Genomic DNA, 25,736 nt, shown 5'->3' with positions numbered 1-25,736 from the left:
TATTCACTAACATTTGTTGGGAACGCGAATCTCTATCCATGTTGTATTTCAAACTTCCACCCGATAGGGGGGCATTCAAGGAGATCACAATGAAATTCAGCAGCAAAGTTGTTCTTAATGTCGCGTTGTCCTGTGTCGTGTGTACCCTTGCCGCCGTGGCAATCTCTTCTTCCAAAGTTCATCAACAAGGACGAGATCAACTCGTGGATAAATCCAGAGCTATCTTGTCTCGTCTCGAATCCATTCGTGCCTATGTCGCCACCCAAGGAGGATTAGAACAAGATTTCGCCTTGGCGGTTTCAAAATATCCAGATGGCCAACTCCCCGAAGAAGAACACAAACGACTGCTACGCAAAGTTCCCATCTTCGCGTCGATCGTTGTCGGCTTTGAAAATGCCGAAAGTGATGGATATAAATTTCGCGTTTTCTCTGATGAGCCTCGTAGAGAAAAAAACAGGGCCACGCAAAAAGAAAGCGAGATCTTAAAACAGTTCGATGCCAATCCTGAATTGAAAGAGATAGTCGAGGGGAATGACAAAGAGGTGCTCGTCTATCGCCCCGTTCGCCTTTCCGAAAGCCAAGGCTGTTTACTCTGCCACGGAAATCCTGCCAACAGCCCCTGGAAAAACGGCAAAGACATTTTAGGTTACCCCATGGAAAACTGGAAGGACGGAAAACTTCACGGAGTCTTCGCCGTCGCCTCCTCAACAGATCGCGTGGCGCAAGCCGCGACGAACACCACATATTCTATTCTTCTTTGGGCCCTCTTAATTACCATCGTTATTCTCGCGATTTCCTATTTCTTTGTTCGGCAGCCTCTGATCGCTCTCGTGAAGTCCATCAATATTCTTAACAAAGCCGGCGCCCAAGTCTCTTCAACGGGGTCAGAAATTCTTGTGGCCAGTCAAAACCTCAACACCTCCGCCGTCAAAGCATCCGCGTCCTTAGAAGAAACTTCTGCTTCGACAGAGGAAGTTTCCAGTATGGTCAAAATGAATACAGAACATGCGGGTCAAGCGCGCGATTTAGCACAACAAGCCCAAGAGAAAGCTCGCCTCGGGGAAGCGGAGGTTCGCAAGCTCACGGTCTCCATGGATGGCATCTCGGCCAGCTCAAAAAAGATTGAAGAGATCATTACCGTGATCGACGATATCGCCTTTCAAACAAACTTGCTGGCGCTCAATGCCTCCGTCGAGGCTGCGCGTGCGGGTGAACACGGAAAAGGTTTTGCCGTCGTCGCCGAGGCCGTTCGTAATCTTGCTCAGCGAAGCGCCACCTCGGCCAAGGAAATCTCTACTTTGATTATTGAAAGCGTCGAGAAGATCGAACAGGGGCACTCCGTTGTGACTTCCAGCGAGGCCTCACTCAAGGCGATCGTCAAAACCATTGAACAACTTTCAACGTTAAACTCTGAAATTTCCAGCGCCAGCGGAGAACAAGAACTTGGCATCAGCCAAATCAATAAAGCCTTGAGCGATATGGACAAGCTCACTCAAGCCAATGCGGCAGCCGCTGAACAGTGTGCCGCCGCCTCCGAGGAGCTCACAACTCAGTCCACCGTCATGAGTGATGCCGTCGTGCAACTCAATAACATTCTCAGAGGGGAAAATTCAAAAGCTTCCTAAAAACAAAAGGGGCCTTTGCGGGCCCCTTGTATTTTACAGGTGATTCAGAACATCCAGTCCCAGCTTCCAACCGTCCCCAGCTCCGAGGGTCACAAAAACATCACCCTCTTTAAGAAGACCCAGAACCTTTTGCGTAGCTTTTTCATCGCGCAAGAAATAATGAGCATGTTCGTGCTTCATTTCCTGAGCCAGCTTTTCACTGCTCACCCCTGGAATCGGGGCTTCTCCCGCAGGATAGATATCCGCAAGCAAAACCTCATCCGCCTCTTTAAAAGCGGTCGTAAAATCGTGCCAGCAATGTTGCGTCCGCGAAAAACGATGTGGTTGAAAGAAAACCACCAATCGTTGGGCCGGATACTTTTCTCGGAAGGCCTGCAAAACGGCACGCACCTCTGTCGGATGATGCCCGTAATCGTCATAAACTTTGATACCTCTTTTTTCACCTTTAAAGTGAAAACGACGATCGACACCTTCAAAACGTTGCAGTCCCTTCGCACATGTCGCAAAAGGGATTCCCGCAGCAACCCCCGCACAAATAGCGGCCACAGCATTCAAAGCATTGTGACGTCCCGGCACCTTGAGGTTGAACTCCCCCACAAGATGTCTCGTCCCAAGAAGACGATCGCTGCGATACAAAGAATAATGTCCTTGTTCCCCACTCAAGACGAGATCATTTTTCTCGTCAAATCCGTAAAATAAAATACGCTTGGGGAAATTCTCAAAAATCTGGCGCACGATGGGATCATCCCCACAGGCAATCATCTTGCCATAGAAGGGAACCTTAAGTGCAAAATCGTAAAAGTTTTTTTGTAAGTTCTCAAAGGTCTTAAAATACTCCAAATGATCTGAATCGATATTGGTGATGATCGCAATCTCAGGTGACAACTTGTGGAAACTTCCATCAGACTCATCCGCCTCAGCCACCAACCATTCCCCGGAGCCTAGCATCGCCGTGGACTTAATCAATTCAAAGCGACCCCCGACAACGATGGTCGGACTCAAATTGGCTTCTAAAAAAATCGCTGATGTCATCGACGTGGTGGTTGTCTTTCCGTGAGTTCCCGCGACGGCGATGCCACGCTTTAAACGCATGATTTCTGCCAAAGCTTCAGCTCGGGGAATTAACGGAATCTGTCGCGCCCGCGCCTCTGATATCTCGGGATTTCCATATTGAATGGCACTCGAGTATACAACCACGTCGGCATCGCCAACGTTGGAGGCCGCGTGGCCCTTAAAAACTTTGACTCCCAATTCTTTCAGGCGTTCCGTGTTGGCGTTATCGGCCAGGTCACTCCCCGTGACCTTCGCACCGATATTGTGCAGAAGCTCGGCGAGACCGCACATACCAATTCCACCGATTCCGACAAAATGAAATTTAGCGTGCTCTAATTTCATTGTAAGATTTCCTTCGCGATCGTGGTCGCAGCTTGAGGGATATAGAAGCTCTTTATATTCCGAACCATTTCATCACGCAAAGCTTTATCTTGCCTCAAAGATTGGACTTCTGAAATCAACCTTGCTGGAGTTAAATCTTTCTGCAAAATCATGCGTCCGGCCCTCTTTTCCACCAGACTCTCCGCATTTTTTTGCTGATGGTTGTCAGCCAACGGGAGTGGAATAATGATCGGAATAATGCCAAAGGCCGCGGCCTCGGCAATCGAGCTTGCGCCCCCACGACTCACAATGATATCCGCCCATTGATAATACTTTGGCATGTCATAAATAAACTCAAAAGGCTGCACCTCACACGGGGCCCCTTGATATTTGGCAGATATATTGGCGAAATCCAAAGCACCCAACTGATGCACAACAGAAAGATCCCGAACCCAGTCCCCGCCCGACATCACGGCGTCACTCAAACAATTATTGATCGCACGAGCCCCTTGACTGCCGCCAAAGGCCAACAAGTGGAACTTGTCATCGGTGTGCGATTCATGAATCGCATTTTCGATTTCTTCGCGCACCGGCATCCCGGCTTGAATAATCTGTTCGTTCTTGAGGTGCTTTTGCGCTTCCGCGAAAACTACAAAACATTTATCGACAAATCTTGATAATAAACGATTGGCCATTCCGGGCATTGCGTTGGGTTCCCAGATCGCCGTGTTAAAGCCGATAATACTGGCCGCTAAAACGAACGGCCCCGAGGCATAACCCCCGACTCCAATAACATAAAGCGGTTTCAACTGCCCTAACAAACGAACGGATTGCCAAACGCCTAAAGGAATTCTGAAGAGAGTTTTCAATCTCTGCCACGGACTCTTTACATTCAACTTTCCAGATTCAATCAGATGAAGGGGGAATCCTTCGCGAGGAACAATTTTTGATTCCAGGCCCGTCGAAGTTCCAACGAAGTGGACTTCCACACTGGGGTCTAACTTTTGAATCGCCCGAGCAATAGCGATCCCAGGATAAATGTGACCTCCTGTGCCTCCACCGGCGATCACAATGGTTCTTTTACTCATGAATTCTTCACCTTTGATGTCGTCCATCGAGATCCAAAGCGGCGTGAAAACTTGTCTTCTTCAAAAGAGTTTTCAATATTGAGGATTAAGCCGAACATAAAACACAAAGAAACCAAGGAACTGCCACCATAACTTAAAAACGGCAGAGTTAAACCTTTGGTTGGCAAAAGCCCCATCACCACCCCTGCATTGATAAAGACACTGAGTGCAAAAGTCACTGACAATCCCAAAGCTAAAGATTTTTTAAAGGTATCCTCTGCTTTGACCGCAATCTGAATTCCGCGGAACACCACAAATCCATACAAAGCTAAGATCATTAAAAATCCGATGAATCCCATCTCTTCACCAAAGACGGCCAAAGTAAAATCCGTGTGAGCCTCAGGTAAGAAGAAGAGTTTTCCTTGGCCTTGACCCAATCCGACACCGGTCAATCCCCCAGAGTGAAAACTCAACATACTTTGAATGACTTGAAATCCTTTTTGCGCGGGATCCGACCAGGGATCTAAAAATGCCAGAACACGGGCCCGACGATAAGGCACGGACATCACCAAGAAATAGAACGCCGGCACCAAGGCACACATGGCCGCGATGATGTACTTCCACTGCAGACCGAAAGCAAACAGCAGCGTCACACCCACCATCATGATAATAGCGAAAGTTCCAAAATCAGGCTGCTTCAGCAAGAAGGCCAAAGGCACGATCATGGCCAGAAGCAACCAGTACCACTTCACCTTGGCAAGAATGTTTTCCTGGCGCACCAACAAACTGGCAAACCACACACTGAAAGCGATTTTCAAAAGCTCTCCGGGTTCAAAGCGAACTCCCAGCGGCAACTGAAGCCAACGAATGGCTCCGCCCACGCGGATCCCAATGCCCGGAACAAAAGTGGCCATCACCCCAAGAGTTGCAATAAACCACAAAGCCCAACCATACTTTTGAATATAACGAAAAGGGACGTGAATTGTTCCGATCAACACCGCGAAAGCGATGAAGGCAAAAATCAACTGCCTTTTAAAAAAGAAAAGACCGTCGCCATAAGACTCAATAGCAAAGATAAAACTGGATGAGTAAACTTGAACGAGGCCGATTCCCAAAAGAGTGATGATGGCTAAAAACAAGCTGCTGGACAAATATCTCAACATAAAAAGGACTCCCGACCTTTAGTTTAATCAGAAGTCCATTTTATCGTCTATGACTCTCAAAGCACGAGTAAAAAAGCTGGACCCAGCTACTCGGCGATCACGTCGGCATTTGGATCTTGTGCGGAGTTCCCTTTTGCCGGAGTTGCCTTCTTTTCTGAGGAAGAGGAAACAGCCGCACGGCGTTCACCTTTGCCTGCCATGGAACAGCAGTAAATTACACCCGCCTGATCAGAAGAATTCTTATAATTGGTGATTGAAAAGCTTTTGCTGGAATCACAGCGACTGGCCATTTTCATACTCAGCTCAACATCGACATCTGGAAAAAGATCACCGCTGACAAACTCACAGTACATTCCTGTGCTCGCGGCCAGCTTTTCGCGTTGCTCTTGGCGGGCCTTAAAGGTGCCAGAAGCACAACCCGAAAGGAATAAAGCCGACAAAGTTAACGGAATAAAAAGACGTTGGAACACACAGCCCTCCTAGCTAAAAAAAAGGACCTCCCTCTTGGAAGTCCCTCTATGGAGGCACCACGAAGGCGCCCCGTACAGATGAGCGTTGATCGCTCAATGAAACTTTCTCACGATTTCCTTAAAATAATCTCCGCGTTCTTCGAAACTGTCAAACATGTCGAAGCTAGAACAGCCTGGAGAAAGAAGGACCGTATCCCCGATTCTCGACTTTTGGTAAGCGATCAAAACCGCCTCCTCAAAAGTACCGATCAAGAAGGTCTCTGAGAAGTCCCCAAGGTCGCGATTGATTCTTTCTTTCGCTTCCCCGACCAAGATCAAGGTTTTCACCTTTCTCTTCACGGCGGTTCGCAAAGGTTCGTAATTCAAGTTGGTGTCTTTTCCACCCGCAATCAAAATGACGTTTTCATCAAAAGTATCCAACGCACGCAAAACAGCATGAACGTTAGTCGCTTTAGAGTCATTGTAGAACAACACTCCGCCGACTTTGCGAACGTACTCGATACGATGAGGAAGACCCGTGAAAGTGTCGATCACTTTTTGAACGGCCTCGCGAGTAGCCCCATGCTCACGCGAAGCCAAGATCGCAGCCATCACGTTTTCGATAGAATGTTTCCCGCGCATTTTCATATTTTTGATCGTGAAACTCTCGATTTCAGGACCCGTGCGTACACGGATTTCATCACCGATATTCACGGCACCACCGATGTTCATGATTTGCGGCTCTAGAGCGGGTTTGCGAGAGAAATAGAAAATACGTCCGCGCTGAACTGCGGGATCGCGGGCCAATTCCACAACTGCATTATCATCAGCATTCAAGATGCTGGTGGTTGCTTGATTGGTGTTTTTGAAAATGCGTCTTTTCGCATTCACATATTCTTCCATGGAACGATAACGATCCAAGTGATTTTCCGCCAAGTTCGTAAATACGATGTTCATGGGGTTGAACGTGTCGCAATGCTCAAGCATAAAGCTTGAAACTTCTGCGATCACAACTTGGGCACGCTCATCGGCACGAAGATAGTCGACAAGAGGCTTTTCGTTCGCTCCGCCCACCCATGTTTTGATGCCGGACTCTTTCAAAATAGCTTCAGTGATTTTGGCCACGGTGGTTTTACCGTTGGTTCCCGTCAAACCAATGATGGGCTCTTTAATGAATCCCGCCGAGAACTCGAATTCTCCCGTGATTTTGATTCCTTGAGAACGGGCATAATCAAAGATCTTAAGGTTGCTGGGAACCCCCGGTGACAAAATCACCAAATCTTGAGCGATGAACGTCTTAGGACTGTGCCCACCCAACTCAAACTTAATTGGCAAATCACCCAATTGTTCTAACTGTGTCGACAACTCAGGCTTTGACTTGTGGTCTGTCACCGTCACTTGAGCGCCGTGTTTGGTCAAGAAGTGAGCTAACGCCGCACCGGTCTTACCCAGTCCCACAACTAAAATTCTTTTATCTTTTAATTCACTAAACTCTTTATACATTTTCTTACCTCAATTTCAGAGTCGCCAGACTTAATACCGCTAATAAAATAGAAATAATCCAGAAACGAACAATGATCTTCGTTTCTGTCAGACCGCCCAATTCAAAGTGATGATGAAGAGGAGCCATTTTAAAGACTCTCTTTCCCGTCGTTTTGAACGAAACCACCTGCGTGATAACCGAAAGAGCTTCGACCACAAAAACGCCACCCAAGACAAGCATCAAGAGCTCATTTTGAGTGATGACAGCCATCGAGCCCAAGAAACCACCTAAAGAAAGAGAACCCACATCCCCCATGAATACTTGTGCGGGATACGCATTAAACCACAAGAATCCCATACCAGCCGCCACAATCGTCGCAGCCACCGGAGTCAACTCGCCCGCCCCGACAACGTGAGGAATCTGCAAATACGACGCAATAGAGTAGTGACCAGTCACGTAAGCAAAAAGTCCCAAAGTCGCTGCCGAAATCATCACGGGCACAATCGCCAATCCATCCAAACCATCCGTCAAATTCACGGCGTTGGCTGTTCCGACGATGACCAGAGAGCCGAATACGACATAGAAATATCCCAAATCCAAAGACACTGATTTCACGAAAGGCACGGTAACGGCCGTACTAAGCCCATGAAAGTGAACTAAGGCCGCAATCACAGCTCCGCTGATAAGAAATTCTCCAGCCAAACGAATTTTTCCCGAAAGTCCTTTTGAATTTTTCTTGCTGACCTTGAGCCAATCATCCATGTAACCGATAAATCCAAAACCCCAGGTAATAATGAGCACAGCCCATACCAAAGGATTCATCATATCGACCCATAACAAACACGGAATGAGAGTCGACAGAAGAATCAAACCTCCGCCCATTGTCGGAGTTCCTGCTTTTTTCTTGTGCGTCTGAGGACCATCATCGCGAATACTCTGACCAAAGTGCTTCATCTGCAAACGCTTGATGAAGTAAGGTCCCCACATCCAGCACAACAAAAAAGCCGTGAAAAATGAGATGAAAGTACGAACGGTGATATACCGGAAAACATTCAGTGGCGAAAACTGATCCGCCATCGAGTAAAGCCATTGATAAAGCATGCTGCGCTGATCCCCTGTTGCGACTGAAGAATTAAAATACGCTAAGAACTTAAAGGATTTAGCATATATAACTTCTTAAAAGCAAGGGAAAGTTAATAACTATTTGTTTTTACTTATGTTTTTCAAATCACCTGACATATGACAGGGGTCATACTCATTCAAGACTAAACTGACTAGAATAAAAAGCGAAAAAAGGGGGACCTCATGAAAATGGCATTGAAAGATCACATGACTCGCAAACTGGTTACTATCGGAAAAGAGGCCACTGCCGCCGAAGCCTATCGACTCATGTCGAACTACTGGATCCGTCATCTCCCTGTGATGGATGAAGCCGAAGAATACATTGTGGGAATGATTTCTGAGCGCGATCTTTTAAGATCTCCATCTCCAGAAACTCGGGTTGGAACTCTGATGAGTTCTCCGCTTAAAACCTTCAGTGTCGACACTCCACTAAAAGCTGTGGTCGATGCGATGATTGAAGAAAAGATTTCCGCTTTCCTAATCACTAAAGAAGACGAAGTGGTCGGCATTGTCACTTCTGAAGATATGTTGGTTCTTTTGGATCAACTTCTTAAACAAGAAAGCGGCCCGACTTGGGTGCTGAATGAAATACTCATCAATCCCGCACTGCAAAGAGCCGCCTACATGATGGGCCAAGCTGGTATCTAAAAATCAAGGGGCTCACAGGGGGCGACAAAACGTTCTAGTTTTGTGCCCCTTGAAGCTTTCACCACCGCGATATCACCTGACTTCAAATACTGAGCAAGATCTAGCCCGGAAGATTCTTTAAAATCTTTTTCAATGAGGGATGGGTTGTGATAACCCGCCTTGCTCAAACCTTTGCTAAAAGCTTCAAAGTCATCACCAATAAAATAAACTTTATCAAAGCCAGCCTGCCCTACCCACGAACCTAACTCTTCATGCAACGAAGCTGAGGCACTTCCCAACTCTCTCATCTGACCGAAAACGCCGACTTTACGGCCGGGCACAGACAAAAGTTTCATGTTGTCGATCAAGGCCTTCATGCTATCTGGATTTGCATTGTAAGCATCAAAAATCATTTGAGCTCCCGACTTCAAGTGCACCAGTTGATTGCGTCCCCAATTGGTTTTGCACTGAGAGAGCCCTTTCCACACTTGCTCCGCAGACAGGCCTGCGGCCAACCCCAAAGAGGCCGCCGCCATCAAATTCGTCAGATTCTGCGAACCAAACACCTGCACACGCGCGCTGCCTTCTGTGCCTCCGATTGTTCCCTTGATCGAAAGCTCGGTCATACTCATAGCGCTGATCATCAGATGAACATTGGCGCGAGGGTCCTCCGAAGAAAATGTCATCAACTTATTGTGAGGATACTTTTCACACGCTTTCACATACATGTTATGGGTCTGCGGATTATCAAGATTGTAAATGCGGACGGTGTCGGACCCTGCCGCCTCATAAATTTCTTCTTTGGCTTCTGCCACCTTTTCGATAGTTCCAAAGAACTCCATATGGGCACGCCCTACCATCGTGCAGACCACCACGTCAGGCTCGGCAATATGCACAAGCTCTGTCAGTTCCCCCGCGTGATTCATGCCCATCTCGACAACGGCGATATCTTTTGTGGGAGGAAGCTGCAAAAGTGTGAAGGGAACACCCCAATGATTGTTGAAGCTTCCCTTATTGTAGTGAACATCTTTCGCCGTCCCGATAAGAGCCGCCGTGAATTCTTTGGTCGTCGTCTTTCCGTTAGAGCCGGTGATTGCCAACACTTTGGCTTTCGATTCTCGGCGAGCCCACGTCCCCAATCTTTGCAACGCTTTGAGGGTGTCAGGAACTTTTAAAATTGTGACCTGACCTTTGAGCTTTTGAACTTGCTCATTTTCTTCATGAACCAAAAGCCCTGCGGCACCTTGCTGCACGGCTTTTTCTAAAAAGGCATGAGCGTCAAACGCTTCCCCCTTAAGAGCGATGAACAATTGACCCGACAAATCCAGACGCGTGTCCGTGCCGATTCCCGCAAAATTCTTTTCTTTCACACTTAAGGACTGAGCCCCTGTAACTTTCACAATAGTTTGAACATCCATGGCTCTCATTGTGTTATCTCCCTCGCAAGGCTTCTTCGGCAATTTTGACATCACTAAAAGGAAACTTTTCTTTACCGATAATTTGATAATCTTCATGCCCCTTCCCCGCGATAAGGATCACATCGCCGGGTTGAGCTTTTCGAATTGTTTGCAAAATGGCTTCTTTACGATCCACGATCACAGTGGCTTTTGATTTCTCATTGGCGGCGACCCCTGCCAGAATATCATTGATAATGACTTCGGGATCTTCCGTGCGAGGATTGTCGGAAGTAATGACAACCTCGTCAGAATATTTAAGGGCCATTTGCGCCATCAAGGGGCGCTTGCCTTTATCGCGGTCTCCACCACAACCAAAAAGCGTCCAAATACGCGCGGAGGAACCCAAGTTCTCGCGAACCTTCCTTAAAGCACTTAAGACATTTTCTAAAGCATCTGGGGAATGGGCATAGTCGACGAAAACGGACAGATCGTGAGGACCTGGCACTGACTGCAGACGCCCTGGGACCCCCGTAAATTGATTGAGTGCGGATATGCATAATGACAAAGGCAGCCCCGCGGACAATCCCGCCCCCAACGCCGCCAAAGCATTCATCACATTGTGAGTTCCCGACATTGGAAGATGAACTTCCCCGTCGCCCATAGGGGTTTGAACTTTAAATTGGGTTAAGGCAAAATCCATCTTTAAAATTTCAAAACGAATGTCAGAATCTTTTGCTCCGTAAGTCCATAAGATGGCCGGGTCCGCCACACGCAAACGACGCCCATACTTATCGGCCGTGTTAATGATCGCAAAACAAGGGCGTTTCTCGGTCTTCCAAAGAAGATCGGTGAAAAGTCTTTGTTTGGCTTCGAAATATTGATCCATCGTTTGGTGATAGTCCAAGTGATCGCGGGTCAGGTTTGTAAAAATCACGGTATTAAAGGGCACACTATCCACACGCTTTTGATCCAACGCATGAGACGACACCTCAATCGCAACCGCCATCGCTCCCTCAGAGCGAAACTCCCGCAATCGTTTTTGCAAAAATATGGGGTCGGGAGTTGTCATTTCGGAGGGCCACACTTTTTCGCCGAGATGATGATTGACGGTCCCAATAACACCGGTCGGAATTTTTCCCGCATTGAAGATGGCTTCCGTCATGTACGTGACGGAAGTTTTGCCATTGGTCCCGGTAACACCGACACAAAAAAGTTCTTGCCCTGGCTCCCAATAAAAACGGCTGGCTAAAAGATCCAAGGCCTCCCGAGAATTGGGAACTTGCAAAACAAATCCCGCGTACTCTATTGGCACGACCGTCCGATCTTCAACAACCAATGCAACGGCCCCTTTGTGAATCGCATCCCTCACAAAAGTATGTCCGTCCAATTGACTTCCTCGAATTGCCACAAAGACCGAGCCGGGGACAACCAATCGCGCATCATTAAAGATTCCAGACACCTCCACTTCATGTGAAAGAGGATTGTCGGATAAACCGGGTATCACTGAAAATAGATGGTTTAGTGTCATCAGGCGAAATCCATTCTATTCTGCGCAGGGCGCGTAGACTAAGTTTTAAGACTAGCGTATGACTAAGTCATGAGACAACTCGGAAAAATACATTGCCAAGAAATAAATAAAGACGACAACGCCCCCTGGGTGATCTTCTTTCACGGCTTCGGTGCCGACTGTAATGACCTCTTCCCTTTGGGAGACATGATTTCAACCAAGAAAACCTACAACTGGCTGTTCCCCAACGGAATCCTCGAAGTTCCCATAGGTCCAGCTTGGATGGGACGGGCCTGGTGGACCATCGACATGATGGAAATCCAAAGAGCCGCTGAACGCGGCGAACATCGAGATCTCTCGGGTGAAACCCCCAAAGGTCTAAGCAAAGCCTACGACATGGCCATGGAAGTGATTCGCCAGATGAAAGTTCCCTGGAACAAAATCGTCCTGGGCGGATTCAGCCAAGGAGCCATGCTCGCCACGGAACTTTACCTGCGCGCGCCGGAAACGCCGGCAGGACTTGTCATTATGTCAGGAACTCTGCTTCACCAAGAAGAATGGAAAAAACACATCCCAGCGAGAGCGGGACAGCGCTTCTTCCAAAGTCACGGAGAAATGGATCCCATCCTTGGATTCAAGCAGGCACAAAAGCTGGAAACACTTCTTACGCAAAATGGAATGAAAGGCTCTTTACTTTCCTTCCGCGGAGGACACGAAATTCCCCCTCAAGTGCTTACCAAGATCGGCGAGTATTTAAATACCATCTAAAATCTTTTTTAACAGTGGTCGAAGCCACTTACGGAGAGGCTGACAGGTGAAGCCTTCGGATTGCGCTTTCTCCGTATTCATATACCAGTCTTCAGGAATTCCAAACGGAGACCAAGCCTCCTGATCAGGCCTTTCCAAAAGAGAGGCTTTCTTTCCCGTGACCAGCTCTACTTCTTCAATCAACCTCCTTAACGAAATGGCGTCTTCGGAGGCAAAGTTGTAAGAACCCTGCTTTCTATTTTCAATCAGCCAGAACAGGGCCTTCGCGGCATCCTCAGAGGTGATAAAAGAAAACTTAGCATTCAGGTTCGGATAATAGATCCCTTTCCCTTCGAGAACGCGCTTCACTTGATGGTGAAGACGTAAAGTGTAATCGTCTTCACCCACAACAACCGGGAAGCGGGCAAAAGCCCAGGTGAAAGGAGCTTTTGTTGCGAAATAATTTTCGGCTGCTCTTTTCCCTTCGGCGTACTCTTCGGCCGCGTTCGTGGCGGGCTTGGCTTGATATTGCAATGGATCCACTTCTGCTTCTTTGAGGTCGGCCCCCAAAGGATAAACAGACAATGTGGAGGTCATCACATAGTGTTTTGTTTTTTGTGCAAAAACCTCACAGGCAAGAGCCGCCTGGCTGGCATTCATACAAACTTGATCCATCACCACGTCAAACTCAAGACCCGAAGTGGCCTGCAAAAGGGCTTCTTTATGAGATCGATCTGCTTTCAATCGATGAACACGCGCCCCGAAGTCATCTTCAACTTGCCCCCGAGACAGCACCCACAACTCATGCCCCTGCTTGAGTAAAAGATGGACCAGACGTTTGCCAAAATATCGGGTTCCTCCAATAACGAGTATCTTCATATGTTCTCTCCGTCTTTGATGAAGGCGATCGCCTTTTGCCGAAGGCTTGCCGCCTGTTTTTGCAAATCCTCAAGAGTGTTAGCCTTAAGCAAAGCTTCCACCTCTTGAGCTCTTTCTGGAGAAAAATCCCGATATATATAGCGAAGACCAAAATCATGCTTTTGCGGTGTCTGGTGGTGCCTTAATAACTGCACCCACAAGACAACCAATCTTTGGTAGAACAAAAAACTATCGATATATTTTCCGCGCAAAGATTCTTTTAAGAAGGTCCGATACAGGATCTCAAAACGCGCCTGCCACTGGGCTAAATCGAACAGTTTGGGTGCCTCATAGCGAGGAGCCAAGGAGGCTGTTTGTAAAATTCCTTTTTTATCAAAAAGAATGATCGGCCTCCCATGCCTTTCAATATTAAAGAATTCCTGATAGTCCTGAGGGTTGATGCTTTGGAAAACACCCACATCCAAATAGTAGGTTTCGGGAGTCTCGGCAAGGACATAGAACTTTTGAGAAAATCCTTTCCAGAAAGACTCTTCGACCTTCCAGACAAAAGAAAGAGTCGCCAAAGAGGCCAACGTTTTTTCCAAGACAGAAAAAACTATTTGAGGATCTTCGCAAATGACCACGATATCCGTGTCGGATAATTCATCTTCAAAGCCTGTCGCCGTTGATCCACCCAACCAAGCGGCAAAAACCTGGGGTGTGGCGGCCAAAGCCTCATTCATTCTTTCAACAATTAGTTTCTTAGAGAAGATCTGCTTCATACATCGAGTATGACATTCCCCGAAGGCAGCCTCCAGGGTCGTTTTTTTAAGTATTAATTTATAAGACTTACGTTCTAGCGTGTGAGTTCCGCCAAAACATCCCATCCAAATTTTTCCAACTTGGCTTCGCCAATTCCGTAAATGGACTTCATCTCGTCAAGACTTTGCGGATTTTTGACAGCCAAATGTTTCAGTGTCTGATCGCTAAACACCACAAACGCCGGCGCATCCAACTCTTTGGCTTTTTCTTTGCGCCATTTTTTAAGGATTTCGTAACGTTTTTCTTGGACTTCATCCATGGCAAAATCAAGAGGCGATGCCTTGGGCTTTTTGGCTTTTTTTAGGGTCGTCTTCACTTTATCCAAAGCCAAATCCAACTTCACAAACGGGGTGAGCGGTTTTACAACTCGGCGAGAGGATCGGGAATCGCAATTATCACAGTGCCCACAACGCTCAATGCGCTGAGAGTCTTTATAATAGGTCAAAATTTCAGCGTGACGACACTCACTGCCCTCGGAGTAATTCACCAGAGCATCCAAATTTCGCCAACGGGCGTTTTTGATTTCTTCTGGAGCCTCCGAGTTGATGATGAAATATCCTTGCAAACCCTTGTCTTTTTTTGAGTACAAAGCAAGACAAGTTGACTCCTGACCGTCGCGCCCCGCTCGACCCATTTCCTGATAGAGAGCATCGATATTCGCGGGAATCTGATAATGAACGACCAAACGCACATCCGGCTGATCAATGCCCATTCCAAAAGCGTTGGTGGCTACCAAAATACGCAGATCTCCACATGTATAGGCATCTTGAGTTTGCGCCCGGACTTCAGCGGAAAGGCCCGCGTGATAAAATCCCACTTGAGCGAATTTCTTTTCTAACAAAGCCGCCGTCGTCTCGGTGATCTTCCGGGTCCCACAATAGACAATAATTCTTCCCGTCGGAGTTTGTTTGATACTTTGTAGTAGAAGCTCCAGTTTGGCCTCTTCGTTTTCACACAACTCCACTTGATAATAAAGATTCGAACGGTAAAAACCGTGAACCATTCGTTCGGGCTTTTTTAAGTTAAGATGTTTGGAAATATCATCTAAAACTGTCGGGGTCGCCGAAGCTGTGAGCGCCAAAATTGGCACCTGAGGACAGAGCTTTTTTAAAATACTGAGTTGCGCATACTCTTCCCGAAAATCATGCCCCCACTGAGAAACACAGTGCGCCTCATCCACCGCAAAGAGGGCAATGGCTCTTTGTTGAATCCACTTTTGGAATCCTTCTTTTTGCGCTCTCTCCGGGGACAGGTATAAAACGAAAGCGCCCCCTTTATTGAGTTCCGCAAAGACTTCTCTTTTTTCATCATCGGACTGCCCTGAGTGCAAACATCCGGCGGGAATACCTAGTTTTTTTAGAGCCGTGACCTGATCCTTCATCAAGGCGATCAACGGCGAAATCACAATAACTAATTTTTGAAAATGAATAGCGGGGTATTGATAACATAAAGATTTACCTCCCCCTGTTGGCAAAACCGCAAGGACATCTTTTCTTTCCAACACCGCCTCGATGATCTCTCTTTGACCGCGACGAAACTGAGAAAGATTGAAATGTTTTTTTAAAAGACTCTCTTGCGGAGTCACTGTGATTTCCATAACCGACACTTTCATGTAAAGCCCCCTTTGGAGCAACAAGAAAGCAAAGAGTCGACCAAAATAAAAACAAGATGGTGAAAAGCCATCTCGTATTCTTTCAAAACCTGTCCGAAACCCGTTTTATTTCATAATGACGGTGATTTCTTTATTTTCCGGAACTAAGGAACCCACACTAGGAGAAACTTCACTGACCGTCCCCTGCCCCACAAATTTTACTTTTAATTGTTGACCGCTCACTCTTCGTAAAACCTCGCGAGTGGTCATGTTTAGCAGATTCGGGACTGTTTCCCCCGTTGCAACTTCAGTCGCCTTTTCAAGATCACTTGCTGTCAAGGCGGTGTCGATGGCCATTTTAGGAGCGGGTTTCGCCTCTGCAACAAGTGCTTTTCTGGCTTTAGGCTGATTCGTCGACTCCTCGGCCATTTGCAGAGGTGCGATGCCTTCTTTACGAACGGCATAAGAGGCTACACGCGAAAACAACGGTGCCGCCACAGTCGCCCCATAATAGGCTTTCCGAGGTGAATCCACCGCCACATAGATCACAAACTTAGGATCGTTGGCCGGAATAAAACCACCAAAACTTGAGATGTAAGCGCCTTTTAAGTAACCACGCCCATTGGGGTTGACCTTTTGAGCCGTTCCGGTCTTCCCTCCCACCATGAATCCTTCAACACGCGCATTTCCACCAGTACCGCCTTTAGTGGTCACACCCAACAACATAGCGCGCATCTGTGCAGCTTGTTCTGCAGAAAGAACCCGGCGGATAGGTTTTACTTTAGTCTCTGTGAATTCTCCTGTTTCGACATCGCGAACAGATTGAACGATGTAAGGAGTGTTGAGAACTCCCCCGTTGGCAATCGCCGCAAAAGCATTCGCCACCTGCAACGGCGTCGCGGAAATTCCATGGCCAAAAGAAATATTACTGAGAAGATGTTGACGCCAAGGAAGAGCTTGAACCATTCCTCGAGCCTCACCAGGCAAATCCACCCCCAGCTTTTGACCAAAACCGAAATCAAGAAGTCCTTGGCGCAAGCGATCGGGGCCCATCTTAAAAGCAATCTTGGTGGTGCCCACATTCGAAGACACCGCCAGAATTTCCGCCACCGTCAGATCCTCAAATTTTTCTTTGGACTCGGCCTCACGAATAATTCGATCACCCACTTTGAAGCTGCCTTTTTCACAATAGAACTTTGTGTTTGGCTGAATCAAACTATCACGCAAAGCGGCCGCAATTACAAAAGTCTTCATCGTAGAGCCTGGCTCAAATGCATCCGTGACGATCTTATTTCTGCGATGCTCTGCCGAAGACTTCATCGCTTTATTCACGTCAAAAGAAGGCGCCGAAGCCAGCGCCAAGACAGCCGACGTTTTCGCATCTAAAATCACACCCACGGCGTGGTCTGCTTCAAAAGTTGACACGGCATTCACCAATTCAGACTCCAAACGATATTGAAGATCGGCATCGACGGTCAAACGCAACTCGCTACCTTCTGGATTTTCCGTGAACATCAGTCCATCGTTAATCAAAGGACGGCCGCGGGCGTCTCTCTTAACCATGACCTTTTTTTGATTGCCCGTCAGAAGTTGATTGTAGCCCAGCTCCAACCCCTCAAGACCTTGCCCTTCGATCCCCAGAAATCCCAAGGTTTGCGCTAACAGGGTCTCGTTGGGATAAACGCGGCGCCACTCTTCCACGAAGGAAAGACCTCGCAAATTCCAAGATTTGATTTCATCCGCTTTATCTTGCTCTAACATGCGCTGAATCCAAACGAAACGACGGTTGCCATCTTTGATCTTGGCAAAAATCGCTTCCGGATTCTGATTCAGAACCTTGGCCAGCTTTTTTGCCACCATTTTTCTGTTTTCCAAAATTTTGGGATCCGCATATAAGGAATACGCCGTGGCCGACATTGCCAGATCACGCCCATTGCTGTCGACAATAGCGCCGCGACGAGCCTGCAAGGTGACCTTTGTTTGAAACTGTCTGTTCTGCAAAGAGTTCAATCGATCATTCGGCAGGAACTGCAAATAGCCCGCACGCAAGATCAGCATCGACCATAACGCCAAAATACCAACGAAGATAATTACAATACGTGTTTTCAACTACAGATCCTTTTTTGCCAGGCCTTTATTCACGACTTTATCCACACTCTCGGAAATAGGTCCACTGAGATGGATGATCTGATTTGCTTGAACTTTTTTAAGTGTGAATTTCTGTTGGGCGACGGTGTCCAATAATTGCGGACGTGTGATCTTCGCTAAAGCGATCTCTTTGACACGTTTTTCTTCCCAAACTTTTTTATGTTCACGAGTTAATTTGAGAACACTGTAACCCATACGACGCTCTTCCATCTGCAAGAAGACGATCGAAAACAAGGTTGCTATGATTAGTAAAATACTAAAGAACGGCTTTAACTGCCTAAAGTTTTCCGAGCTCATCCTGAGCACTCCTCTCGAAGACTCTCAACTTCGCGGACCGCGAGCGAGAGTTTTTGTCACACTCTTCCTGAGTGGGAACAATCACTTTTTTATAAACCGATCTTCCTAAATTTTCCGCATTACGGAAAATATTCTTCACAATACGATCTTCCAACGAATGGAAGCTGATCACGGCAAGACGTCCTCCGGGATTCAAAGCCTTCATCATCGCAGGAAGAGCTTCCCCTATGACTTCCAGCTCGGAATTCACCGCCAAACGCAAAGCCATGAAATACTTCGTCGCTGGATGATGACCTTTGATTTGCCATCCATCCACGCGCTCAATAAGTCCCGCAAGTTGTTTGGTCGATTGAAATGCTTTTTCTTTGCGATCCTGAACGATCGCACGCACGACACGAGCCGGACGATAAACCTCGCCATACTCTTTGAAGATTCGAATGAGATCCTCTTCTGTTGCCGTATTCACAAGCACCTCAGCCGTCAATCCTTGCTGCTGATTCATTCGCATATCCAGGGGGCCATCGTGGTAAAAACTAAAGCCTCGTTCGGCCTGGTCCAACTGCGGAGAGCTCACACCTAGATCTAAGAGCATCATATCAAAATTTTTTATATTTTGTTCTGAAAACTGTGAGAAGTTTCCATGAATTACCTTTAACTGGCCCTTCTCGACTTCAGTCTGGAAACGGGTTTTCGCGAACTCCACGGCAGCTAGATCTTGGTCCATAACCGTGGCTTTCATCTGGGGAATCACATACCTCATTGCAGAGTAGTGTCCTCCCCTTCCGAAGGTGCCATCAAAATAGGTTGCATCCGGCTTTTGGCGATAGGGATAGAAAGCCGCCAAGACCTCCTGCAGAAGAACTGGATAATGCTCTGGTGAAAACTCAAAGGGAAGCTCGACCTTCGGCGGGATAATTTCTTCAATCACTTCCACTTTTTCGCCGGATTTTGGTTTGTACTTTTTCATCCACCACTCTTCGCAATAATTTCAGTCACCCCAGCACGTTCTCCTGTAAGAACGCGAGGATCCCGCTCTCAAAAGGTATGAATAATTTTATTGTGGGTCAAGTCGCTTTGCCTTAGTCTATTTTTAAGGATTTTTCGAATATTTAAAAGGACTTGAATTTCGATGCTCATTAACTGCCCACGTTGTGGTTTCCAACAACCTAAAGACAAATACTGTGCTCAGTGTGGCGTTGACATTGAAAACTTCAAACCGGCCACTCCTCCCGCATGGAAAAAATTTTTTGGCAACCCGCTGATTCAACTTTCTCTTTTGGTTATTATCGCAAGCGGCGCTGGCATCACTCTTTATCAAAAGGGCCAACAAAATCTTGAGCGCCGCGTGAGCTATCTTAAATCCACAGTTCAAATCAATGCCTCAACCGGCAATCCTGCCGCTAATTTCGCAGAGGCCTCAGCCACCCACGAGGAGCCTACGACCGATCAAGCCTCACAAGTCGCTCCTCCTGCTGATGCCGACGCTGCTGATGGCGTCGTCACTGCCTACAAAGTGACTCCCCCAACAGCCGCAGCAGCGCCCTCCCCGACAGCCACTCCCGTCGGCGACAAAACCAAAGACACCAAAAATTTGACTAAAGCAGGCACCCCCCATTTGGTGTTCTACTATGCCGAAGTCGGACGCGGCAGCCTCAACTCTTTTATTTCCGCCAGTCGCAACACGGGTCAATTTATGAGCTTTAACGATTACTCAGCGGGCATTCTTCCCGGCATCAACAAAGCCCTGAGCGCCCCCCAAGTTAAGATCCTTCACAAAGAAGAACATTCCCTCACCGATGCCAAAGCCGCCGCGCAATGGTTTTACGGCATCAAAGATTCTCGCGATCCGTCCCGAGAAATCGGACACACGTCGGTATTTGAAGTGAATGAAATGGATGCCAATAATCTGCGGGGAAATTTTGAGGTTCTTCGCTCTTGGCGCGAGCCCACCTCCGCAGGAACGTTTGAAATTCAAAGAAAGTCTTTCCCGGCCATTTTCGAAATTGGTGGTGACACGGGCTTTTTCATGGCGGGCGTCATGCCGGCACAGTCTAATTTAGAAAATGAAGACGAACTCGTTTCGTACGACATCTACAAAATCTTACGCTCCCCTCAATTCCGAGCTGGAGACAGTGATTTTGTGATCTTTATTGAGTTCGAAAAAGGCAACTAACTTAAATAAAAAGGTTCCACCATGCCATTCCAACAAGAGTTGACCCATCATTATGGGCCCCAGGTGCACATCATCGATAGCCCTTTTCTCAACGGTCTTTTAGCAAGACTTTGCTCTCCAGAAAGCTTTCAACCCGAGATCAACCGCATCGTGGAAGTTCTTTACACTCATTTGATCTCCATCACAGTGAATAACGAGTTTACGATTGAAAAATTTGAAGAGCCGACACGAATGACCGCCCTTCATCCCGGCAAAAAGCTGCAAGGCACAAGGATCGCCGCAAGCCAGAAAGCGGTCAGTGTCAATCTTGCTCGCGCCGGGACTTACCCCAGCCATATCTGTTATAATTTTTTGCACTACTCCCTCCCTGCCCCCAGCGTCCGCCAGGATCATATCTTTGCGGCCCGAGTGACAAACAGCAAAGAAGCCGTCACGGGGGCTGAGTTCGGTGGAATGAAAATCGGGGGCGATGTGCAAGATGCCCACGTCATCTTCCCCGACCCCATGGGGGCCACCGGGAATACAATGGTCACTGCCATCGACCACTACAAGACCCATATCCCCGGCCCCGCCAAAAAGTTTATCGCCCTGAATCTGATTGTGACGCCAGAGTATTTGAAGAATCTACTCAAGGCGCACCCGGACGTCGTGATCTATGCCTTAAGGCTTGACCGAGGACTATCTCCTCAGGCAGTTTTAGAGGCGACTCCCGGCCAATTTTGGGACCAGGAACGCGGCCTCAACGACAAACAATACATCGTTCCGGGCGGCGGCGGTTTCGGCGAAATTATGAACAATTCTTTTGTGTAAGAGACGGAGAAACATCACTATGACAAATCTTTCACTTAAAACCTACCTCACTGAAGAACAAATTCAGAACAAAGTAAAAGAGCTGGGCGAAACTCTTTCTAAAAAGTTTAAAAACGAAAAAGTTGTTGCGGTTTGCGTATTGAAGGGCTCCTTCATGTTCTACTCTGACCTTATCCGCAACATCAACGCAGACATCACATGCGAGTTCTTCGGTGTTTCATCTTATCATGGCGGCACATCGTCCTCTGGAGAAGTGAAAGTCACTTTGGATCTCGCAAGCCCCGTTGAAAACTGCCATGTGATTTTGGTGGAAGATATCATCGACACAGGTTTGACGATGAATTACTTAAAAAATTCTATCTTATCGCGCAAACCCAAAAGCCTGACCACCATCGCTCTTCTTGAAAAACCAGATGCTCTGAAAGTGAAGTGCGATATCGATCACGTCGGCTTTAAAATTCCCAATGACTTCGTTGTTGGCTACGGCCTTGATTACCAAGGTTACTACCGCAACCTTCCCTACATTGCGCAAGTTCAGAACTTCCAATAGTGGTTTAAAGATTCAAAAAGCAAAAGGGAGCTCTCAGAGCTCCCTTTTGCTTTAACGAAGATCGAATAATAAAAACTCAGTCTCTTTAAGAGCTTTTATCTTCAAAAGGCTCTCGTCCTGCACCGCCAGACCGTCGCCAGATTTGAGAACTTTTCCATTCACCTCAAGCTCTCCTTCCGCCAACTGCACCCAGGCTCCTCGCCCCCCACGGATCGCAAACTCTTGCTCTATACCGCCCTCGAGGACCGAGGCATACAGATCCACGTCCTGATTGATTTTCTGACTGCCCAAACGCCCGTCTTTAGAGACCAAGAGCTTCAACTGATTTAGCTTTTGCTCCCGATTAAAAGACTGCTGCGTGTATCCCGGCTGTGCCCCAGCCACATCCGGCATAATCCAAATTTGAAAAAGTTGAAGCTCTTCCGCTTTGGAGGGGTTGTATTCACTGTGACGAATGCCTGTTCCAGCATGCATCGTCTGAATTTCCCCAGCTTGAATTTGCCCCACATTGCCCAGGCTGTCTTTATGCTCCACCGTTCCTTTCAAGACATAGGTGATAATTTCCATGTCTCGATGAGGATGGGTTGGAAATCCTGAATCCTTCGCAATCCAATCCTGATTGATCACACGAAGATCACGAAAGCCCATAAATTGGGGATCATAGTACTCACTGAAAGAGAACGTATGGCGAGACTTTAACCAACCACCAAATTCAGCATAACCTCGTTCATCAGATTTACGAAGATACAGCATAACTAACTCCTTTTTTCTCAGCCTCTTTTGAAAAGAGGCTTGTAACTATTAATGTAAGCAAGTCCTAAGATCACATTAAGTGCAAACATAAGAATTGCAAGTCCGCCCCCTGCAGGGGCTAAGACTGTGTGAAACAGAAAGATATTCACAGTAATCGGGGCGATAATCACCAATGCCAAAGGCACCGCGATGTTGGCTAACAACAGCACACCCACGGTGACCTCTATGACTTTAATCAGAGGCATCATATAGGGGTTCGTCATCAAGCCCCCCAAGAATTTCATCGCGTCCTCTGGTGGCGGTGGCTGTGGGGGTAAAAATTGGAAAAAGAAATTGAGTCCAAAGATCACCCACATCAAACCGAAAATCACTCTTACTGCCAACTTAGCTTTGTTCATTTAAAGGCTCCTTTTACATGCCGTTTACAAGATAAATATTAACAAACTAGACGATCTAAAAAAATTATAATTTTTCTATTAACATGATCTAAATTAATGATATAGTTTGGGGCGATGACACTGGATCAATTGCAAGTTCTTCAGACTATCGTTAAATCAGGAAGCTTCCGCGCCGCCTCCCTCGAACTGCATCGCGCTCAAAGTGCGGTTAGCTATTCCATTCGTTCCCTTGAAAATGAGTTGGGCTTTAAACTATTCAGCCGCGATCAATATCGCCCTCAACTCACCCCTCAAGGTCGCGCCTTTCTCAAAAAAGCAGACGACCTTATCTTTCAGTTTGATGAACTGGAGGAAACGGCCGAGTTTCTAAAAAGAGGACATGAACCTATCATCCGTTTGGCCGTCAGCGCCATGTGGCCCCTCCCGTTATTAGTCACGGCGCTGAAGGACTTCACTTCCCGCTTCCCTCAGACGGAAATTAAGATCATTCATGACGTCCTCAGTGCCGACGAACAACTCTTGGAGGATCAGGCGGACCTTGCTTTGGCTGTCATCTTCAATGATCGCAGCCTTCTCGTCACTGAAGAGCTTTTTCCTGTGAATATGGTGGCTGTTTGTTCCGCCAAACACCCTCTGGCCAAATTCAAAGGAAAGGCTCCCAACTCAGAGTTAGCCAAGTACCCACAGATCATTATGTCGACCACAGTCAAAAGCTCCAATCGCTCCGCAGGAATTATTAATCCTGATCACGTCATCAGCGTTCAAGATTATCTCACCAAAAAGGCATTCCTTGTGGATGGCTTAGGCTGGGGCCGCATGCCCGAACATGTGATTAAGGAGGAAATCAAGGATAAATCCCTTGTGACACTCCTCCCAAAACCTCAGGTCGCGCAGCTCTATATCGCGCATCACTCTCAGAAGGAGTTGGGCCCCTGCGGTAAATTCCTCTGGGACTACTTTTCAAATAGACAAAAAAAGAAGCTTAAATAGAATGTTGACCAGCCCGAGCCCATGGCACGGTGCAATTCAAAAAGGTACGGCGTACCTCCGCGGGAGGCTTGATGAAGCAATATCATGATTTAATTAAGACAGTTTTGGAAAATGGGACCAAGAAAGAAGATCGCACGGGGACTGGAACTATTTCCATGTTCGGTTATCAGATGCGCTACAATCTGCAGGAAGGATTCCCTCTTCTCACAACGAAGAAGCTTCATACACGTTCTATTTTTCACGAACTTTTGTGGTTCCTGAAGGGCGAAACAAATATTAAATATCTTCACGATAACAAAGTGACCATTTGGGATGAATGGGCCGATGAAAACGGCGATTTGGGACCTGTGTATGGAAAACAATGGCGCTCTTGGCAGACGGCCGATGGTCGCACCATTGATCAGATTTCCAATGTGGTCGAACAGATCAAAAAGAATCCTGACTCTCGCCGTTTGTTGGTTGTGGCATTTAATCCCGGCGACGTAGACAAAATGGCTTTGCCTCCTTGTCATGCGTTCTTCCAGTTCTATGTGGCGAACGGAAAACTTTCTTGCCAACTTTATCAACGAAGTGCGGATATTTTCTTGGGTGTGCCCTTCAATATCGCCAGCTATGCTCTTTTGACTCACATGATTGCGCAAGTTTGCAATCTCGAAGTGGGTGACTTTGTTCATACCTTGGGTGATGCCCACTTGTACTTGAATCACTTGGAGCAAGCCAAACTGCAACTGACCAGAGACTTCCGTCCTCTGCCGCAACTGAAACTCAATCCCAATATCAAAGATCTTTTTGCATTCACTTATGAGGATATTGAGATTGTGGGCTACGACCCTCACCCCGCCATCAAAGCCGAGGTGGCGGTATGATTTTGACTCATGTTGTGGCCTGCTCGCAGAATCACGTCATTGGTGTTCAAGGCGGACTCCCATGGAACCTTCCTGAAGACATGAAGTTTTTCCGCGAAACCACCAAAGGCCATATCATGATCATGGGGCGCAAAACTTTTGAGTCTTTCAATGGCCGTGCCCTCCCCAATCGCTATCACATTGTCATCACCAGAGACCCCTCAAAACATTCGTTCCCTTCAACGGAAAGCAGCCCCGTGGTTTTCGTGTCTTCTCTCGAAGAGGCCATCAAACACGCCGAACCACTCACTGCAAAATGGGGTGAAGAGGTGTTTATTATCGGTGGCGGCGAGATCTACAAACAAGCCATGGAAGTCACCAACAAGATCTATCTAACGCTGATCCACCGCGAGTTTCCGGGGGACACCTATTACCCTGAAATTGACAAAAACATTTTCACACTGACAGATCGTCGTGATGTCGAGTCGCCCATTCCTTTTTCATTTCTTACTTACTTACGAAAATAGGGTCTAGAATTCAGTCTCATTTTGAGAACACTGAAAAATAGACTCTACGAGCCGATCTTTTCCTCCGAGAATAAGTTAAGACCAGATTCTCGGAGTTCTTATGGGCGGCACTGCCAAGAGATTTAAAACCAAAGAAACAGCTCAGATCGAAGTCTACGGCCATATTGGCATTCTTGTCGCCAGTCTCAAAAATCTTTCCCAAACCGGCGCCTTTTTGGAAGTCTCTTTAGGAGATTACGTTCCCCAAAAAGGGGATCTTTTGAATATGACAGTTCAATTGGGCTCTCTTCAACGCACCCACAACGTGACCGCCGAAGTCATCTGGAGCAAAGGCTTGGGACTTGGCATTTGCTTTATTAACAAAGACGAAGTTCTTGAAAGAATGATGGCCAAAGGCAGCTCCTTCTAATAAA

Annotated in this window: 26 protein-coding genes; 10 read left to right on the top strand and 16 right to left on the bottom strand. The window is 47.2% G+C overall.

The features are described 5' to 3' along the window. Nucleotides 1-89 precede the first annotated feature (89 nt). Nucleotides 90-1,625, top strand: coding sequence for a methyl-accepting chemotaxis protein (locus ACM64D_RS11200; RefSeq protein WP_415063307.1), 1,536 nt, complete (start codon nucleotides 90-92; stop codon nucleotides 1,623-1,625). Nucleotides 1,626-1,658: 33 nt separating this feature from the next. Here the strand turns inward: ACM64D_RS11200 and murC are convergent, their stop codons facing one another. From murC to mraY, 6 genes are all read right to left on the bottom strand, one after another. Then, a complete protein-coding gene (murC, locus tag ACM64D_RS11195; protein WP_415063306.1) occupies nucleotides 1,659-3,020 on the bottom strand; it encodes a UDP-N-acetylmuramate--L-alanine ligase in 1,362 nt (453 codons plus the stop codon). Continuing rightward, nucleotides 3,017-4,087 carry an undecaprenyldiphospho-muramoylpentapeptide beta-N-acetylglucosaminyltransferase gene (gene murG / locus ACM64D_RS11190; protein ID WP_415063305.1) on the bottom strand — a complete coding sequence of 357 codons (1,071 nt, stop codon included), beginning with the start codon at nucleotides 4,085-4,087 and terminating at the stop codon, nucleotides 3,017-3,019. The genes murC and murG overlap by 4 nt, the downstream gene beginning before the upstream one ends. After that, nucleotides 4,084-5,229 carry a putative lipid II flippase FtsW gene (gene ftsW, locus ACM64D_RS11185; RefSeq protein WP_415063304.1) on the bottom strand — a complete coding sequence of 382 codons (1,146 nt, stop codon included), beginning with the start codon at nucleotides 5,227-5,229 and terminating at the stop codon, nucleotides 4,084-4,086. Before ftsW ends, murG begins: the two co-directional genes overlap by 4 nt. Nucleotides 5,230-5,315: 86 nt before the next feature. Next, nucleotides 5,316-5,699 (bottom strand): hypothetical protein, encoded by a 384-nt coding sequence (locus ACM64D_RS11180; protein ID WP_415063303.1) that lies wholly within the window; start codon nucleotides 5,697-5,699, stop codon nucleotides 5,316-5,318. A gap of 93 nt (nucleotides 5,700-5,792) precedes the next feature. Beyond that, nucleotides 5,793-7,181 carry a UDP-N-acetylmuramoyl-L-alanine--D-glutamate ligase gene (murD, locus tag ACM64D_RS11175; RefSeq protein ID WP_415063302.1) on the bottom strand — a complete coding sequence of 463 codons (1,389 nt, stop codon included), beginning with the start codon at nucleotides 7,179-7,181 and terminating at the stop codon, nucleotides 5,793-5,795. A gap of 4 nt (nucleotides 7,182-7,185) precedes the next feature. Then, nucleotides 7,186-8,262, bottom strand: a complete 1,077-nt coding sequence (gene mraY, locus ACM64D_RS11170) for a phospho-N-acetylmuramoyl-pentapeptide-transferase (RefSeq protein WP_415063301.1) — start codon at nucleotides 8,260-8,262, stop codon at nucleotides 7,186-7,188. A 204-nt stretch (nucleotides 8,263-8,466) separates the two neighbouring features. On the opposite strand from mraY, the gene ACM64D_RS11165 reads away from it, so the two are divergent. Next, nucleotides 8,467-8,931 (top strand): HPP family protein, encoded by a 465-nt coding sequence (locus ACM64D_RS11165; protein WP_415063300.1) that lies wholly within the window; start codon nucleotides 8,467-8,469, stop codon nucleotides 8,929-8,931. On the opposite strand, the gene ACM64D_RS11160 is transcribed toward ACM64D_RS11165, so the two are convergent. Together ACM64D_RS11160 and ACM64D_RS11155 are read right to left on the bottom strand one after the other, a co-directional pair. Beyond that, complete coding sequence (locus ACM64D_RS11160; protein ID WP_415063299.1) at nucleotides 8,928-10,337, bottom strand: UDP-N-acetylmuramoyl-tripeptide--D-alanyl-D-alanine ligase; 1,410 nt, start codon at nucleotides 10,335-10,337, stop codon at nucleotides 8,928-8,930. The two genes, ACM64D_RS11165 and ACM64D_RS11160, sit on opposite strands and share 4 nt — an antisense overlap. Nucleotides 10,338-10,341: 4 nt before the next feature. Further along, nucleotides 10,342-11,835 carry a UDP-N-acetylmuramoyl-L-alanyl-D-glutamate--2,6-diaminopimelate ligase gene (locus ACM64D_RS11155; protein WP_415063298.1) on the bottom strand — a complete coding sequence of 498 codons (1,494 nt, stop codon included), beginning with the start codon at nucleotides 11,833-11,835 and terminating at the stop codon, nucleotides 10,342-10,344. A gap of 69 nt (nucleotides 11,836-11,904) precedes the next feature. On the opposite strand from ACM64D_RS11155, the gene ACM64D_RS11150 reads away from it, so the two are divergent. Continuing rightward, on the top strand, nucleotides 11,905-12,582 hold the full coding sequence (locus ACM64D_RS11150) for an alpha/beta hydrolase (protein ID WP_415063297.1): 678 nt from the start codon (nucleotides 11,905-11,907) through the stop codon (nucleotides 12,580-12,582). Here the strand turns inward: ACM64D_RS11150 and ACM64D_RS11145 are convergent. The 6 genes from ACM64D_RS11145 to rsmH all read right to left on the bottom strand — a co-directional run bounded on the left by ACM64D_RS11145 (nucleotide 12,568) and on the right by rsmH (nucleotide 19,244). After that, complete coding sequence (locus ACM64D_RS11145) at nucleotides 12,568-13,440, bottom strand: NAD-dependent epimerase/dehydratase family protein (RefSeq protein WP_415063296.1); 873 nt, start codon at nucleotides 13,438-13,440, stop codon at nucleotides 12,568-12,570. The two genes, ACM64D_RS11150 and ACM64D_RS11145, sit on opposite strands and share 15 nt — an antisense overlap. After that, on the bottom strand, nucleotides 13,437-14,201 hold the full coding sequence (locus tag ACM64D_RS11140) for a nucleotidyltransferase domain-containing protein (RefSeq protein WP_415063295.1): 765 nt from the start codon (nucleotides 14,199-14,201) through the stop codon (nucleotides 13,437-13,439). Before ACM64D_RS11140 ends, ACM64D_RS11145 begins: the two co-directional genes overlap by 4 nt. A gap of 74 nt (nucleotides 14,202-14,275) precedes the next feature. Then, nucleotides 14,276-15,853, bottom strand: a complete 1,578-nt coding sequence (locus ACM64D_RS11135) for a RecQ family ATP-dependent DNA helicase (protein WP_415063294.1) — start codon at nucleotides 15,851-15,853, stop codon at nucleotides 14,276-14,278. A 105-nt stretch (nucleotides 15,854-15,958) separates the two neighbouring features. Continuing rightward, nucleotides 15,959-17,941: a penicillin-binding protein gene (locus ACM64D_RS11130; protein WP_415063293.1), complete on the bottom strand. Its 1,983-nt coding sequence runs from the start codon at nucleotides 17,939-17,941 to the stop codon at nucleotides 15,959-15,961. After that, nucleotides 17,942-18,277 (bottom strand): histidine kinase, encoded by a 336-nt coding sequence (locus ACM64D_RS11125; protein WP_415063292.1) that lies wholly within the window; start codon nucleotides 18,275-18,277, stop codon nucleotides 17,942-17,944. Then, on the bottom strand, nucleotides 18,258-19,244 hold the full coding sequence (rsmH, locus tag ACM64D_RS11120) for a 16S rRNA (cytosine(1402)-N(4))-methyltransferase RsmH (protein WP_415063291.1): 987 nt from the start codon (nucleotides 19,242-19,244) through the stop codon (nucleotides 18,258-18,260). The genes ACM64D_RS11125 and rsmH overlap by 20 nt, the downstream gene beginning before the upstream one ends. Before the next feature lie 162 nt (nucleotides 19,245-19,406). On the opposite strand from rsmH, the gene ACM64D_RS11115 reads away from it, so the two are divergent. Genes ACM64D_RS11115 through hpt form a run of 3 tightly spaced genes read left to right on the top strand, consistent with a single transcriptional unit; the run spans nucleotide 19,407 to nucleotide 21,810 of the window. Then, nucleotides 19,407-20,450, top strand: a complete 1,044-nt coding sequence (locus ACM64D_RS11115; protein ID WP_415063290.1) for a hypothetical protein — start codon at nucleotides 19,407-19,409, stop codon at nucleotides 20,448-20,450. Between the two features lie 21 nt (nucleotides 20,451-20,471). Continuing rightward, complete coding sequence (locus ACM64D_RS11110; RefSeq protein WP_415063289.1) at nucleotides 20,472-21,260, top strand: uracil phosphoribosyltransferase; 789 nt, start codon at nucleotides 20,472-20,474, stop codon at nucleotides 21,258-21,260. 19 nt (nucleotides 21,261-21,279) lie between these two features. Beyond that, on the top strand, nucleotides 21,280-21,810 hold the full coding sequence (gene hpt / locus ACM64D_RS11105) for a hypoxanthine phosphoribosyltransferase (protein WP_415063288.1): 531 nt from the start codon (nucleotides 21,280-21,282) through the stop codon (nucleotides 21,808-21,810). 51 nt (nucleotides 21,811-21,861) lie between these two features. Here hpt and ACM64D_RS11100 read toward each other — a convergent pair whose 3' ends face one another. Both ACM64D_RS11100 and ACM64D_RS11095 read right to left on the bottom strand, forming a co-directional pair. Then, the gene (locus ACM64D_RS11100; protein ID WP_415063287.1) at nucleotides 21,862-22,563 is read right to left on the bottom strand and encodes a pirin family protein; all 702 of its coding nucleotides are present in this window, start codon (nucleotides 22,561-22,563) and stop codon (nucleotides 21,862-21,864) included. A 17-nt stretch (nucleotides 22,564-22,580) separates the two neighbouring features. Continuing rightward, nucleotides 22,581-22,961: a DoxX family membrane protein gene (locus ACM64D_RS11095; RefSeq protein WP_415063286.1), complete on the bottom strand. Its 381-nt coding sequence runs from the start codon at nucleotides 22,959-22,961 to the stop codon at nucleotides 22,581-22,583. A 114-nt stretch (nucleotides 22,962-23,075) separates the two neighbouring features. On the opposite strand from ACM64D_RS11095, the gene ACM64D_RS11090 reads away from it, so the two are divergent. From ACM64D_RS11090 to ACM64D_RS11075, 4 genes are all read left to right on the top strand, one after another. Further along, on the top strand, nucleotides 23,076-23,951 hold the full coding sequence (locus ACM64D_RS11090; RefSeq protein WP_415063285.1) for a LysR family transcriptional regulator: 876 nt from the start codon (nucleotides 23,076-23,078) through the stop codon (nucleotides 23,949-23,951). A gap of 71 nt (nucleotides 23,952-24,022) precedes the next feature. Beyond that, a complete protein-coding gene (locus ACM64D_RS11085) occupies nucleotides 24,023-24,817 on the top strand; it encodes a thymidylate synthase (protein WP_415063284.1) in 795 nt (264 codons plus the stop codon). Beyond that, nucleotides 24,814-25,323 carry a dihydrofolate reductase gene (locus tag ACM64D_RS11080; protein ID WP_415063283.1) on the top strand — a complete coding sequence of 170 codons (510 nt, stop codon included), beginning with the start codon at nucleotides 24,814-24,816 and terminating at the stop codon, nucleotides 25,321-25,323. Before ACM64D_RS11085 ends, ACM64D_RS11080 begins: the two co-directional genes overlap by 4 nt. 100 nt (nucleotides 25,324-25,423) lie before the next feature. Continuing rightward, nucleotides 25,424-25,732 (top strand): PilZ domain-containing protein, encoded by a 309-nt coding sequence (locus ACM64D_RS11075; RefSeq protein WP_415063282.1) that lies wholly within the window; start codon nucleotides 25,424-25,426, stop codon nucleotides 25,730-25,732. Nucleotides 25,733-25,736: the final 4 nt, after the last annotated feature.

This window comes from Bdellovibrio sp., assembly GCF_047637665.1.
Lineage (GTDB): Bacteria > Bdellovibrionota > Bdellovibrionia > Bdellovibrionales > Bdellovibrionaceae > Bdellovibrio.
This window is presented reverse-complemented; position numbering and strand designations above follow the sequence as displayed.